Source organism: Bacillus sp. B28, from assembly GCF_029536185.1.
Classification (GTDB): domain Bacteria; phylum Bacillota; class Bacilli; order Bacillales; family Bacillaceae; genus Bacillus; species Bacillus halotolerans.
Window position 1 is genome coordinate 664,023 of the sequence record NZ_CP120511.1, and the last position, 13,847, is coordinate 677,869.

Consider the following 13,847-nt stretch of genomic DNA (forward strand, 5'->3'; position numbering starts at 1 on the left):
AAATTCCCAACATTCGGGTTAGGAGGCCTTCCGTGAATATTGTGAAGAATGAACTTTTATATGAAGGAAAAGCGAAAAAGATTTACAAAACCAACGACGAAAACACGCTGTATGTGGTGTATAAAGATTCTGCAACTGCCTTTAACGGAGAAAAAAAGGCGGAAATCAGCGGCAAAGGGCGCTTAAACAATGAGATCTCAAGCCTGATTTTCAAACACCTTCACGAAAAAGGGGTTAACAACCACTTTATCGAGCGCATTTCGCAAACAGAGCAGCTCATTAAAAAGGTAACGATTGTGCCGCTGGAAGTCGTTGTCAGAAATGTTGTGGCAGGAAGCATGTCCAAACGTCTCGGCATTCCAGAAGGCACGAAGCTTGAACAGCCGATTATCGAGTTTTACTACAAGGATGACGCGCTGGGTGATCCGCTCATCACAGAAGATCATATTTGGCTCTTAAAAGCGGCGACTCCTGAACAGGTAGAAACCATTAAGTCCATTACAAAAACAGTAAACGAAGAGCTTCAAACCATTTTTGACGATTGTCATGTCAGATTAATAGATTTCAAGCTTGAATTCGGTCTAGATGCAGACGGGCAAGTGCTTTTGGCGGATGAAATTTCACCTGACACATGCCGCTTGTGGGATAAAGACACGAACGAAAAGCTGGACAAAGATTTATTCAGACGCAATCTGGGAAGCTTAACCGACGCATACGAAGAGATTTTCAAAAGACTGGGAGGCATTCATCATGTATAAAGTAAAAGTTTATGTCAGCTTAAAAGAAAGTGTACTAGATCCACAAGGGAGCGCTGTCCAGCATGCCTTGCACAGTATGTCTTACAAGGAAGTCGCCGATGTGCGCATCGGGAAATACATGGAGCTAACAATCGAAAAGTCTGACCGTGATCTTGACGTGCTAGTCAAAGAAATGTGCGAAAAACTTCTTGCGAATACAGTGATTGAAGATTACAGATACGAGGTTGAGGAGGTAGTCGCACAGTGAAATTTGCGGTGATTGTGTTACCTGGCTCTAACTGTGATATCGATATGTTTCACGCCGTAAAGGATGAACTCGGTCATGATGTGGAATACGTCTGGCACGAGGAAACAAGCCTTGACGGCTTTGACGGGGTGTTAATTCCGGGAGGTTTTTCTTACGGAGATTACTTGAGATGCGGCGCCATCGCCCGTTTTGCGAATATTATGCCAGCTGTAAAACAGGCAGCGGCTGAAGGAAAACCTGTTCTCGGCGTCTGCAACGGATTTCAGATTTTACAGGAGCTTGGCCTTCTGCCAGGTGCAATGAGACGCAACAAAGACTTGAAGTTCATTTGCCGTCCGGTTGAATTAATCGTGCAGAACGACGAAACATTATTCACCTCTTCCTATGAAAAGGGCCAAGCGATTACGGTTCCGGTTGCCCACGGTGAAGGGAACTTCTACTGTGATGATGAAACGCTTGCTTCATTAAAAGAAAACAATCAAATTGCTTTCACATACGGTTCCGATATTAACGGAAGTGTCAGCGATATTGCCGGTGTTGTTAATGAAAAAGGAAATGTATTAGGCATGATGCCTCATCCTGAGCGCGCGGTCGATGAACTGCTTGGAAGCGCCGACGGTCTTACATTGTTTCAGTCTATCGTGAAAAATTGGAGGGAAACTCATGTCACTACTGCTTGAACCAAGTAAAGAACAAATTAAAGAAGAGAAATTATATCAGCAAATGGGTGTCAGTGATGATGAGTTTGCATTGATTGAATCCATTCTTGGCAGATTGCCGAACTACACAGAAATCGGAATTTTTTCAGTCATGTGGTCAGAGCATTGCAGCTACAAGAACTCAAAGCCGATTTTGCGTAAATTCCCGACGAGCGGCGAACGCGTGCTGCAAGGTCCGGGGGAAGGTGCCGGAATCGTTGATATCGGTGACAACCAAGCGGTTGTGTTCAAAATTGAATCGCATAACCATCCATCAGCCATCGAACCGTACCAAGGCGCTGCGACTGGCGTAGGCGGCATAATCCGTGATGTCTTTTCAATGGGGGCGCGTCCTATCGCTGTATTAAACTCTCTTCGATTTGGTGAACTGACTTCACCGCGCGTGAAGTACTTGTTTGAAGAAGTAGTAGCAGGTATCGCCGGATACGGGAACTGCATCGGAATCCCGACAGTCGGCGGCGAAGTGCAATTTGACAGCAGCTATGAAGGAAATCCGCTTGTCAACGCAATGTGCGTCGGATTAATCAATCATGAAGACATCAAAAAAGGCCAGGCAAAGGGTGTCGGAAACACAGTAATGTACGTAGGAGCGAAAACAGGGCGTGACGGAATCCACGGTGCTACGTTTGCTTCTGAAGAAATGTCAGACTCATCTGAAGAAAAGCGTTCTGCTGTCCAAGTCGGCGATCCGTTTATGGAGAAGCTTTTGCTTGAAGCGTGTCTGGAAGTCATTCAATGTGACGCCCTAGTCGGCATTCAGGACATGGGAGCTGCCGGTCTGACCAGCTCAAGCGCGGAAATGGCAAGTAAAGCGGGTTCAGGCATTGAAATGAACCTTGACTTGATTCCGCAGCGTGAAACAGGCATGACTGCTTATGAAATGATGCTTTCTGAATCACAGGAACGGATGCTGCTTGTTATCGAGCGCGGACGTGAGCAGGAAATCATCGATATTTTTGACAAGTATGATCTTGAAGCGGTTTCTGTCGGACGTGTAACAGATGATAAACTGCTGCGCCTGACACATAAAGGTGAGGTTGTATGCGAGCTCCCTGTTGATGCCTTGGCAGAAGAAGCGCCGGTTTACCACAAGCCTTCTCAAGAGCCTGCTTACTACCGCGAATTTTTAGAGACGGATGTCCCGGCTCCTCAAATTGACGATGCGAATGAAACACTGAAGGCGCTCCTGCAGCAGCCGACGATCGCAAGCAAAGAGTGGGTTTACGACCAGTATGACTACATGGTGCGGACGAATACAGTTGTCGCTCCTGGGTCTGATGCGGGTGTTCTCAGAATCCGCGGAACGAAAAAGGCGCTGGCGATGACAACTGACTGTAACGCCCGTTATCTCTACCTTGATCCAGAGGTCGGCGGAAAAATCGCTGTCGCTGAAGCGGCGCGCAACATCGTTTGCTCAGGTGCAGAACCGCTTGCGGTTACAGATAACCTGAACTTTGGAAACCCGGAAAAACCGGAAATCTTCTGGCAGATTGAAAAAGCGGCTGACGGCATCAGTGAGGCGTGTAACGTTCTCAGCACACCTGTGATCGGCGGAAACGTATCGCTTTACAACGAATCAAACGGAACGGCGATCTACCCGACACCTGTGATCGGCATGGTCGGTTTAATTGAAGATACAGCACACATCACAACGCAGTATTTCAAACAAGCGGGCGACCTCGTGTACGTCATCGGCGAAACAAAACCTGAGTTTGCCGGAAGCGAGCTGCAAAAAATGACAGAAGGCCGCATTTACGGCAAAGCGCCGCAAATCGATCTAGATGTAGAACAGGCACGCCAAAAGGCACTGCTTGACGCGATCAAACAAGGCTTTGTTCAATCAGCGCACGATGTATCTGAAGGCGGCTTAGGCGTAGCGATTGCTGAAAGTGTCATGACGACGGAAAACCTTGGCGCTAACGTGACTGTTGAAGGGGAAGCAGCGTTATTATTCTCTGAATCTCAATCCCGCTTCGTCGTTTCTGTGAAAAAAGAACATCAAGCAGCGTTTGAAGCAGCTGTACAAGATGCGGTTCATATCGGTGAGGTAACAGCTGACGGACTTCTGAGCATTCAAAACCAAGACGGACAACAATTGATTCACGCGCAGACAAAAGAGCTTGAACGCGCGTGGAAAGGAGCTATCCCATGCTTGCTGAAATCAAAGGCTTAAATGAAGAATGCGGCGTTTTTGGGATTTGGGGGCATGAAGAAGCCCCGCAAATCACGTATTACGGCCTTCACAGCCTCCAGCACAGAGGACAGGAGGGCGCGGGCATTGTGGCGACTGACGGTGAAAAGCTGACGGCGCATAAAGGCCAAGGACTGATCACTGAAGTATTTCAAAACGGTGAGCTCAGCAAAGTAAAGGGGAAAGGCGCAATCGGACACGTTCGGTACGCAACGGCTGGCGGCGGCGGATATGAAAATGTTCAGCCGCTCCTCTTCCGCTCTCAAAACAACGGCAGCCTGGCGCTTGCCCATAACGGAAACTTGGTGAATGCCACTCAGCTGAAGCAGCAGCTTGAAAACCAAGGGAGCATCTTCCAGACCTCTTCGGATACAGAGGTTTTGGCTCACCTGATCAAAAGAAGCGGCCACTTCACGCTGAAGGATCAGATTAAAAACTCGCTTTCCATGCTGAAAGGCGCCTACGCGTTCCTGATCATGACTGAAACAGAAATGATCGTAGCGCTTGACCCGAACGGGCTTAGACCGCTGTCAATCGGCATGATGGGAGACGCTTATGTCGTCGCTTCAGAAACATGCGCATTTGATGTCGTCGGTGCGACGTACCTTCGCGAGGTGGAGCCGGGAGAAATGCTGATTATCAATGATGATGGCATGAAATCAGAGCGCTTCTCCATGAATATCAACCGTTCCATTTGCAGCATGGAGTACATTTATTTCTCAAGACCTGACAGCAATATTGACGGCATTAACGTGCACAGCGCGCGTAAAAGCCTTGGAAAAATGCTCGCTCAGGAATCAGCGGTTGAAGCTGATGTCGTGACAGGCGTTCCGGATTCCAGTATTTCAGCGGCTATCGGCTACGCGGAAGCAACAGGCATCCCGTACGAGCTTGGATTAATCAAAAACCGTTATGTGGGCAGAACGTTTATTCAGCCGTCTCAGGCTCTTCGTGAGCAGGGCGTCAGAATGAAGCTTTCTGCGGTGCGCGGGGTTGTTGAAGGGAAACGCGTCGTTATGGTGGATGACTCCATCGTGCGCGGAACAACAAGCCGCCGGATCGTAACAATGCTCAGAGAAGCGGGTGCGACAGAGGTGCATGTGAAAATCAGTTCGCCGCCGATCGCTCATCCGTGCTTTTACGGCATTGATACGTCCACACATGAAGAACTGATCGCGTCCTCCCACTCGGTTGAAGAAATCCGTCAGGAAATCGGAGCCGACACTCTCTCATTTTTGAGTGTCGAAGGGCTGCTGAAAGGAATCGGCAGAAAATACGAAGACTCGAATTGCGGACAATGTCTTGCTTGCTTTACAGGGAAATATCCGACTGAAATTTATCAGGACACTGTGCTTCCTCATGTAAAAGAAGCGGTGTTAACCAAATAAAACTTGAAAATGACATAAAGGCAGCGCAGTTTGGCTGCCTTTCTCTTTCTGCCCTTGTTCGGAGAGATATTTTGAAAAGCGCCTTAAAGGAGTGAATAGGATGTCTGAAGCATATAAAAACGCAGGAGTTGACATCGAAGCCGGATATGAAGCTGTAAAACGGATGAAAAAACATGTGGAGCGTACGAAAAGGCTTGGCGTTATGGGCAGCCTTGGCGGCTTTGGCGGCATGTTTGATCTGTCGGAGCTTTCTTATCAGAAACCTGTTTTAATTTCGGGAACAGACGGTGTCGGCACAAAATTAAAGCTGGCTTTTTCCATGGATAAACATGACACGATTGGTGTAGATGCTGTTGCCATGTGTGTCAATGACGTGCTTGCGCAAGGTGCGGAGCCGCTCTTTTTTCTCGACTATTTAGCGGTCGGCAAAGCGGACCCTGTGAAAATCGAGCAGATCGTACAAGGCGTTGCGGATGGCTGTGAGCAATCAGGTTCAGCCTTGGTCGGCGGAGAAACCGCTGAAATGCCTGGATTATATACAGCTGATGAATACGATATTGCAGGTTTCTCAGTTGGTGTGGCGGAAAAGGATGAAATCGTGACCGGAGAAAACATCAAGGAAGGTCACCTTTTAATCGGCCTGAGCTCCAGCGGCCTTCACAGCAACGGGTTTTCCCTTGTGAGAAAGGTGCTTCTTGACGATGCAGAGCTTGATCTCGACAAAACGTATGCGCCGTTTGAACGCCCGCTCGGCGAAGAACTGCTTGAGCCGACAAGAATTTACGTGAAGCCTGTGCTTGCGGCTGTGAAAAGCGGACTCATTGATGGTATGGCGCACGTAACAGGCGGCGGATTTATCGAAAATCTTCCGCGTATGCTTCCTGAAGGCTTAAGTGCGGAAATCGATCACGGCTCTTGGCCGATCCCGCCAATCTTCTCTTTCTTGCAGGAACACGGCAAGCTGAAAGAAGAAGACATGTTTAACGTCTTTAATATGGGCATCGGATTTGTTCTTGCAGTAAAAGAAGAACATCTCACTGAAGTCATCGGAACGCTTGAAAGCCAAGGCGAAAAAGCCTATTTGATCGGGCGAGTGAAACATGGTGAAGGCGTTACATTCGGCGGTGCTGCACTTTCATGAAAAAGTTTGCGGTATTTGCATCCGGAAACGGCTCAAACTTTGAAGCCATCGTCACGCGTTTGAAAGAGGAGAACTGGGATGCAGCCGTTTCGCTCCTCGTTTGCGATAAGCCGCAGGCGAAAGTCATCGAGCGGGCGGAAAGATTCCAGATTCCATCCTTTGCATTTGAGCCGAAGTCTTATGAAAACAAGGCTGCATTTGAACGGGCCATAATTGAACAGCTTCATCTTCATGAAGCAGAATTGATCGTTTTGGCCGGCTATATGAGACTGATCGGTGATACGCTGCTTCAGGCATACGGAGGAAAAATCATCAACATCCATCCTTCCCTTCTTCCTGCTTTCCCTGGAATAGACGCAGTGGGACAGGCATACCGGGCGGGTGTGAAGGTTGCCGGGATTACGGTTCATTATGTTGATGAAGGAATGGATACAGGGCCGATCATCGCTCAAAAGGCAATCGAAATTGACGAACACGATACATTGGAAACAATCGAACAGCGGATTCACAAGCTTGAGCATAAATGGTATCCGAGTGTGATTAAAGAGCTATTAGGATTAAATAACAGAGGTGAAAAGGCATGACCATTAAACGCGCACTAATCAGTGTTTCAGATAAAACAAATCTTGTTCCTTTCGTAAAAGAACTGACAGAGCTTGGCGTTGAAGTTATTTCAACCGGCGGCACAAAAAAGCTTCTTCAAGAAAACGGTGTTGATGTCATCGGAATTTCTGAAGTGACAGGTTTTCCGGAAATTATGGACGGGCGCTTAAAAACGCTTCATCCGAATATTCACGGCGGTCTTCTTGCAGTTCGCGGCAACGAAGAGCATATGGCGCAGATCAATGAACACGGAATTGCGCCAATTGACCTTGTTGTCGTCAACCTCTATCCATTTAAAGAAACGATTTCTAAAGAGAATGTGACGTACGAAGAGGCTATTGAAAACATTGATATCGGCGGACCTGGCATGCTGCGTGCGGCATCGAAAAACCATCAGGACGTGACGGTTATCGTTGACCCAGCGGATTACAGCCCTGTTCTGAATCAAATCAAAGAAGAGGGCGATGTTTCGCTTCAGAAAAAACGCGAGCTGGCGGCAAAAGTATTCCGCCACACTGCGGCATATGATGCGCTGATCGCTGACTATCTGACAAATGTTGTCGGTGAAACAGAACCAGAGCAATTCACCGTTACGTTTGAGAAAAAACAATCGCTTCGCTATGGGGAAAATCCTCATCAAGAAGCAACATTCTACCAAAGCGCGCTTCCTGTCAAAGGATCTATTGCGCAAGCAGAACAGCTGCACGGCAAAGAGCTTTCTTACAACAACATTAAAGATGCGGACGCAGCTGTTCAAATTGTTCGTGAATTCACTGAGCCTGCTGCGGTTGCTGTGAAGCATATGAATCCGTGCGGCGTGGGAACTGGCGAAACGATCGCAGAAGCGTTTGACAGAGCGTTCGAAGCAGATAAAACATCGATCTTCGGCGGCATTATCGCGTTGAACCGTGAAGTGGACAAGGCAACAGCCGAAGCACTTCATCATATTTTCTTAGAAATCATCATTGCGCCTTCATTCAGCGAAGAAGCGCTTGATATCCTGACAGCGAAGAAAAATCTCCGTCTGCTGACACTTGATGTGACAGCTGCCGTTCAAAAAGAAAAACAGCTGACATCTGTACAAGGCGGTTTGCTGATTCAAGATTTAGATATGCACGGCTTTGCTGATGCTGAAATCAGTATTCCGACAAAAAGAGAGCCGAACGAGCAAGAGTGGGAAGATTTGAAGCTTGCTTGGAAAGTCGTGAAACATGTGAAATCCAATGCGATCGTTCTTGCAAAAGATAACATGACAGTAGGTGTAGGAGCCGGACAAATGAACCGCGTCGGATCAGCGAAAATCGCAATCGAGCAGGCAGGGGAAAAAGCGAAAGGCAGCGCACTCGGATCAGATGCATATTTCCCAATGCCGGATACAGTCGAGGAAGCGGCAAAAGCGGGCGTTACAGCTATCATCCAGCCAGGCGGATCTATCCGTGACGGGGATTCCATTAAAAAAGCGGACGAGTACGGCATTGCTATGGTATTCACCGGCATCAGACACTTCAAACATTAAGGGGATGAAAACGACGTGAATGTATTAATTATCGGTAAAGGCGGAAGAGAGCATACGCTGGCATGGAAGGTGGCGCAAAGCAGCCTTGTTGATACGGTATTTGCCGCTCCGGGAAATGACGGCATGGCATCTTCTGCACAGCTTGTAAACATTGAGGAAAGCGACCACGCCGGGCTTGTCTCATTTGCAAAAGAAAATCAGGTCGGGCTGACCATTGTCGGGCCTGAGGTTCCTTTAATTGAAGGCCTTGTTGACCAGTTCGAAAAAGCCGGTCTTTGTGTGTTCGGTCCGTCAAAAGCCGCTGCGATCATCGAAGGAAGCAAGCAGTTTGCAAAGGATTTAATGAAGAAATACGACATTCCGACCGCAGAATACGACACGTTTACATCCTTTGAAAAAGCCAAGGCTTATGTGCAGGAAAAAGGCGCTCCGATTGTCATTAAAGCGGACGGACTGGCGGCTGGAAAAGGCGTAACCGTTGCGATGACGGAAGAAGAAGCCATCGCGTGTCTGCATGACTTTCTTGAAGATGAAAAATTCGGTGATGCGAGCGCATCTGTCGTGATCGAAGAATTTCTTTCCGGCGAAGAGTTTTCCCTCATGGCATTTGTCAAAGGAGAAAAGGTATATCCGATGGTCATTGCCCAGGATCATAAACGCGCGTTTGATGGAGACAAAGGGCCGAATACAGGAGGAATGGGCGCTTACTCTCCTGTTCCGCAAATTTCGGAAGACACCGTGCGTCATGCTGTAGAAACGATCGTCAAGCCAGCCGCAAAAGCAATGGTTCAAGAAGGGCGTTCCTTCACAGGCGTTTTGTACGCGGGGCTGATGCTCACTGCGAATGGATCGAAGGTCATTGAATTTAATGCCCGCTTCGGCGACCCGGAAACGCAGGTTGTACTGCCTCGTATGGATTCTGATCTGGTACAAGTGCTTCTAGATCTTTTAGATGATAAGGAAGTTGACTTGAGATGGAAGGATACGGCGGCAGTCAGTGTCGTGCTTGCTTCAGAAGGCTATCCTGAAAGCTATGCAAAAGGCACGCCGATTGGCAGCCTGACAGCAAATGCTGATCAAGTTGTCGTCTTCCATGCCGGAACGAAAACAGAAGGTGAAGAGTTCGTCACAAACGGAGGCCGTGTCGCCAATGTGACCGCTTTTGATGAAACGTTTGAAGCGGCACGAGACAGAGTGTACAAAGCCGTTGATGAGATTATCAAACCCGGCCTGTTTTTCAGAAAAGATATCGGAGCACGAGCTCTGAAGGCTGCCCAAAAATAAAGTGAAGAAAAACCCGCAGATTGTGCTGCGGGTTTTTTGTTATGCAAAAGCATGCCGGAAAGCGGAAGAAGAAAGCACAACAAGCGTGGTCGGTTTTCCGTGGGCCATCGAAGCGTCTATAAAATCTTCTAGACTATGCACAGATTCCGTCACCACTTTTGTCACATAGCTGTACATACCTGTAATCCGGTGGTTCTCTGCCACATCGGGGTGAGCTGCGGCAAAGGCGGCGTAGTGCTTGCAGCTTTTCGGCTCCATCAGGATAAAAGCAGTGACATGTTTGTTTAGCTTTTCATAACAGATATCAGCGCTGTACCCGGTAATGACCCCTTTGTCCTCAAGCTTTCTGACACGTTCCGCCGCACTCGGAGAGCTGAGTCCGACAAGCTTTCCTAATTCAACCATCGTTAATCTGGCATTTTGCTGCAAATGCGAAAGAATCTGAAGGTCTGTATCGTCCATTGGTATTGCTCCTTTATATGTTTAAGTGAATTGATGAGAATTCCTTTTATTATGAGGAAATGTTGTTGATTTAGCTTAATTGTAGCATATGGGTGCCGTTTGTTTTTTTCTATAATAAAGCCATTAACATGAAAGGAGGCAATCATTTTGCCGGAATTACAGCGTTCGATTACTTGGGTTCAAGGAGCGGCATTAACGATCGGGGCCGTATTAGGCTGCGGGATCTTAATCCTTCCGTCTGTCACGGCTGATGCTGCCGGCCCCGCTTCTGTATTGGTTTGGGGATTTATGTCTTTCTTATCCTTTCTGCTCGTCGGCACACTGGCGCGCCTTGTCAGAATGGCGCCAAGCGCAGGAGGGATTACGGCTTATGTTCAGCTTGCTTTTCGGCCAAAAGCCGGAGCCATGTTGGGCTGGATCATGCTGGGATCGGTTCCGATCGGTGTGCCAGTGATCGCTTTGACTGGCGCACATTATGTCAGCTACGTCACACAGGCTTCGGATTGGCAGATTGCTTTCATTGCAGCAAGTATGCTGGCGATCTCCATTTGGCTTCATATCAGGGGCATTCAATTATCAGCAAACATCAGCATACTCGTCATCTGTGTCATTCTGCTGCTGCTTGTCATTTCTGTTGCTGTTTCACTGCCCCACGTAAAAGCAGCTGAATTTAAGCCTTTTCTGCCGCATGGCTGGTTTGCCGCGGGTTCTGTTTCTGTCATCATCTTTTTTTCTTTTGTAGGCTGGGAAATGATTACCCCATTAGCTGAAGAGTTTACACATCCGGAAAAGGATGTTCCAATCAGTTTATTCTTAGCGGCAGCTTGTGTGGCGGTGCTGTATATCATGCTATCGTTTGTCACTGTGGGCACTCATGCATACGGAGAAAAAGGAGAAATCGCATCTCTGACGATGCTCATATCAAAAGGTACAGGGGATTTTGGGGTATATGTAACGACTTGTTTAGCTCTTTTTATTACATTCGCCACCATTCATGCCAACATTGCAGGGTTTTCAAGAATGGTCTATGCGTTGGCGAGAGAAGGTCATATTCCCGGGTATTTCGGAAAGCTCAGTCATACAAAACAAACACCTGTCCGTGTATTAACAGCGCTGGCTTTCGTGTTTGGTTTCGTTCTTATGGCAAACGGCATATTTCAAATTGATCTGACAACGCTCCTGAAAGGACCAAGCTCAGCATTCATCGCATCTTACATATGCACAATGGCGGCAGCGCTGAAGCTGCTGAACTGGAAGGATTCAGGCTGGTGGATGGCTTTGGGGGCGCTTCTTCTTTGTACAGTGATCTACTTATTTAGCGGCTGGGCTCTCTTGTATCCGGCTGCGTTTGCGGCTGTTGGTTTTTTCTATATGAAGACAAAGAGATATACTGAGAAAAAGCTTGATCACGTTTCATGATCAAGCTTTTTTGCTTACGATTCTTGATGATCCTGTCCATGGTTTTCACCAGTGCTGTTTTGAAACATATAGGTCACAGGGCAGAAACGCAGTATGCCTGAGCCTGCCTTCATGGCGCCGATAAAGATGCAGAACAGATGCATTCTGCACCAAGGTTTTTTCGTATACTTGGCGCTGGCGGCTGACATAATTGTCAGTCCGCAGGCGATACGGAAGACGGCATTGATGAGACTGATGTTTGGTTTCATGAAATCTGCTCCTTTTACTTAAAAAAGTTTTTTAATTGAACCTTCAAAAATTTGTAACGTTTTTATCGTGCGTGATGGAGAAGGATGTGATAACATGAGTCTAATACATGTAAAGGAGAGTATGTGAATGTCCGAACGCACCTTTAACTGGAAAAACAAAGACATCAGGGCACAGGTTGATGTTGTAGACGCTAAGCTGCTTCCAACGCTCCTTTTACGGAATGCTCTCGTCTTAAATCCATATGTAAAACAATGGCTGAAAAAAAACATTTGGATTTATCAGGACCGTATTGTTTATGTTGGTCATGAACTTCCGGATAGAACCGAAGAAATTCATACTATTGATTGTGAAGGAAAATACATTGTGCCTGGCTATATTGAACCGCACGCACATCCTTTTCAAATATATAATCCCCAAACGCTGGCGGAATATGTGTCTCAGTACGGTACAACGACATTCGTAAATGATAACTTATTTTTGCTTTTGCAAAGCGGAAAAAAGAAAGCGCTTACTATTTTGAACGAGCTCAAAAAGCTTCCGGTTCAGTATTTTTGGTGGTCACGGTATGACCTGCAGACCGAGGTGCTGAACGAGGATCACGTTCTTCCATTTGACGTCAGAAAGCAGTGGATTGAACATCCTGATGTCATTCAAGGCGGAGAAATGACCGGCTGGCCGCGTCTTGTAGATGGCGATGATTTAATGCTTCACTGCATGCAGGCCACAAAAAAACAGCGGAAACGTATAGAAGGGCATTTTCCCGGCGCTTCAGATAAAACGCTTACAAAAATGAAGCTGTTCGGAGCGGATTGTGATCATGAAGCCATGACAGGTGATGAAGTGATGAGAAGGCTGGAACTGGGCTATTATGTATCACTTCGAAATTCGTCCATTCGCCCTGATTTAAGAAACATATTGAAGGAGCTTCATGAAAAGGGCTTCCGCTACTACGACCACTTTTTTTACACAACAGACGGCGCTACGCCTAATTTTTATAAAGGCGGCATGACAAACGAGCTCATCCGGATTGCGCTGGAAGAAGGGGTCCCGGCAATCGATGCGTACAATATGGCATCCTTTAACATCGCAAAGTATTACCAAATGGATGATTATTTAGGCGTTGTCGGGCCGGGAAGACTTGCATCACTGAATATCCTTGAGGACCCGTTGCAGCCGAATCCGGTAACCGTTCTGTCAAAAGGAAAAATTCTGCGTGAAGACGGCCATGATATGAATGCGTTTCCACATACGAACTGGAACAAAGGCGGTCTTGTCCCGCTTGAGCTTTCATATGATATGACGATGGATGATTTGCAGTTTTCCATGCCGATGGGCGTAAAAATGCGGAATGCGGTGATTATGGAGCCGTATATGATTGAGATCGACAACTCGGTCGAACAGCTTTCATTTGACCATGATGAAAGTTATTTAACGATGCTTGACAGACATGGGAAATGGCGCGTTAATACGATGATAAAAGGATTTGCGTCAAGTGTGCAGGGATTTGTGAGCTCCTTTACGACGACGGGGGATATTGTCGCGATTGGAAAAAACAAAGCGGATATGCTGCTTGCTTTTTCCCGCATGAAAGAAATTGGCGGGGGAATTGTGCTTGCGGAAAACGGAAAAATCCTTCACGAAATTCCGCTTTCACTGTGCGGATGCGCTTCTTCGGAATCGTATGACATCGTGCTGGAAAAGGAACAGAAGCTGAGAGATCTTTTGACTGAAAGAGGCTATGAGTATTGTGATCCGGTTTATACGCTGCTCTTTTTGCAAAGCACGCACCTCCCGTATATACGCATTACGCCAAGGGGAATCTTCGACGTGATGAAAAAAACTGTACTCTTTCCATCGATAATGCGTTAAA

The 13,847-nt window shown here is 47.2% G+C and carries 13 protein-coding genes; 11 read left to right on the forward strand and 2 right to left on the reverse strand.

The features are described from left to right. Positions 1-32 precede the first annotated feature (32 nt). From purC to purD, 9 genes are all read left to right on the forward strand, one after another. Positions 33-758 carry a phosphoribosylaminoimidazolesuccinocarboxamide synthase gene (purC, locus tag P3L57_RS03470; protein WP_059293373.1) on the forward strand — a complete coding sequence of 242 codons (726 nt, stop codon included), beginning with the start codon at positions 33-35 and terminating at the stop codon, positions 756-758. Continuing rightward, on the forward strand, positions 751-1,005 hold the full coding sequence (purS, locus tag P3L57_RS03475) for a phosphoribosylformylglycinamidine synthase subunit PurS (protein ID WP_010333246.1): 255 nt from the start codon (positions 751-753) through the stop codon (positions 1,003-1,005). The genes purC and purS overlap by 8 nt, the downstream gene beginning before the upstream one ends. Continuing rightward, the gene (gene purQ / locus P3L57_RS03480) at positions 1,002-1,685 is read left to right on the forward strand and encodes a phosphoribosylformylglycinamidine synthase subunit PurQ (protein WP_044152779.1); all 684 of its coding nucleotides are present in this window, start codon (positions 1,002-1,004) and stop codon (positions 1,683-1,685) included. Before purS ends, purQ begins: the two co-directional genes overlap by 4 nt. Next, complete coding sequence (gene purL / locus P3L57_RS03485) at positions 1,669-3,897, forward strand: phosphoribosylformylglycinamidine synthase subunit PurL (protein WP_059293372.1); 2,229 nt, start codon at positions 1,669-1,671, stop codon at positions 3,895-3,897. Before purQ ends, purL begins: the two co-directional genes overlap by 17 nt. Continuing rightward, entirely contained in the window at positions 3,873-5,303 is a 1,431-nt protein-coding gene (purF, locus tag P3L57_RS03490; protein ID WP_024120445.1) for an amidophosphoribosyltransferase, read from the forward strand. The genes purL and purF overlap by 25 nt, the downstream gene beginning before the upstream one ends. A 100-nt stretch (positions 5,304-5,403) precedes the next feature. Beyond that, positions 5,404-6,444, forward strand: coding sequence for a phosphoribosylformylglycinamidine cyclo-ligase (gene purM / locus P3L57_RS03495; protein ID WP_044152776.1), 1,041 nt, complete (start codon positions 5,404-5,406; stop codon positions 6,442-6,444). Next, positions 6,441-7,028 carry a phosphoribosylglycinamide formyltransferase gene (gene purN / locus P3L57_RS03500; protein WP_059335945.1) on the forward strand — a complete coding sequence of 196 codons (588 nt, stop codon included), beginning with the start codon at positions 6,441-6,443 and terminating at the stop codon, positions 7,026-7,028. The genes purM and purN overlap by 4 nt, the downstream gene beginning before the upstream one ends. Beyond that, positions 7,025-8,563, forward strand: coding sequence for a bifunctional phosphoribosylaminoimidazolecarboxamide formyltransferase/IMP cyclohydrolase (purH, locus tag P3L57_RS03505; RefSeq protein WP_044152774.1), 1,539 nt, complete (start codon positions 7,025-7,027; stop codon positions 8,561-8,563). Before purN ends, purH begins: the two co-directional genes overlap by 4 nt. A 15-nt stretch (positions 8,564-8,578) precedes the next feature. Beyond that, a complete protein-coding gene (gene purD, locus P3L57_RS03510; protein ID WP_069487677.1) occupies positions 8,579-9,847 on the forward strand; it encodes a phosphoribosylamine--glycine ligase in 1,269 nt (422 codons plus the stop codon). Positions 9,848-9,886: 39 nt separating this feature from the next. Here purD and P3L57_RS03515 read toward each other — a convergent pair whose 3' ends face one another. Then, complete coding sequence (locus tag P3L57_RS03515) at positions 9,887-10,309, reverse strand: Lrp/AsnC family transcriptional regulator (RefSeq protein ID WP_044152772.1); 423 nt, start codon at positions 10,307-10,309, stop codon at positions 9,887-9,889. Between the two features lie 144 nt (positions 10,310-10,453). Here P3L57_RS03515 and P3L57_RS03520 point away from each other — a divergent pair, with 144 nt between their 5' ends. Then, entirely contained in the window at positions 10,454-11,728 is a 1,275-nt protein-coding gene (locus P3L57_RS03520) for an APC family permease (protein ID WP_059293368.1), read from the forward strand. 14 nt (positions 11,729-11,742) lie between these two features. Here P3L57_RS03520 and P3L57_RS03525 read toward each other — a convergent pair whose 3' ends face one another. Continuing rightward, positions 11,743-11,976, reverse strand: coding sequence for a YgaP family membrane protein (locus tag P3L57_RS03525; protein ID WP_024120452.1), 234 nt, complete (start codon positions 11,974-11,976; stop codon positions 11,743-11,745). Positions 11,977-12,103: 127 nt separating this feature from the next. Here P3L57_RS03525 and P3L57_RS03530 point away from each other — a divergent pair, with 127 nt between their 5' ends. Next, on the forward strand, positions 12,104-13,846 hold the full coding sequence (locus tag P3L57_RS03530) for an adenine deaminase (protein WP_069487679.1): 1,743 nt from the start codon (positions 12,104-12,106) through the stop codon (positions 13,844-13,846). The last annotated feature ends 1 nt before the right edge of the window (position 13,847 follow it).

Coding starts and splice junctions, on each gene's coding strand:
- purS (WP_010333246.1), top strand. CDS start 751: ATGTATAAAGTAAAAGTTTATGTCAGCTTAAAAGAAAGTGTACTAGAT.
- purL (WP_059293372.1), top strand. CDS start 1,669: ATGTCACTACTGCTTGAACCAAGTAAAGAACAAATTAAAGAAGAGAAA.
- purF (WP_024120445.1), top strand. CDS start 3,873: ATGCTTGCTGAAATCAAAGGCTTAAATGAAGAATGCGGCGTTTTTGGG.
- purM (WP_044152776.1), top strand. CDS start 5,404: ATGTCTGAAGCATATAAAAACGCAGGAGTTGACATCGAAGCCGGATAT.
- purN (WP_059335945.1), top strand. CDS start 6,441: ATGAAAAAGTTTGCGGTATTTGCATCCGGAAACGGCTCAAACTTTGAA.
- purH (WP_044152774.1), top strand. CDS start 7,025: ATGACCATTAAACGCGCACTAATCAGTGTTTCAGATAAAACAAATCTT.
- P3L57_RS03515 (WP_044152772.1), bottom strand. CDS start 10,309: ATGGACGATACAGACCTTCAGATTCTTTCGCATTTGCAGCAAAATGCC.
- P3L57_RS03525 (WP_024120452.1), bottom strand. CDS start 11,976: ATGAAACCAAACATCAGTCTCATCAATGCCGTCTTCCGTATCGCCTGC.
- P3L57_RS03530 (WP_069487679.1), top strand. CDS start 12,104: ATGTCCGAACGCACCTTTAACTGGAAAAACAAAGACATCAGGGCACAG.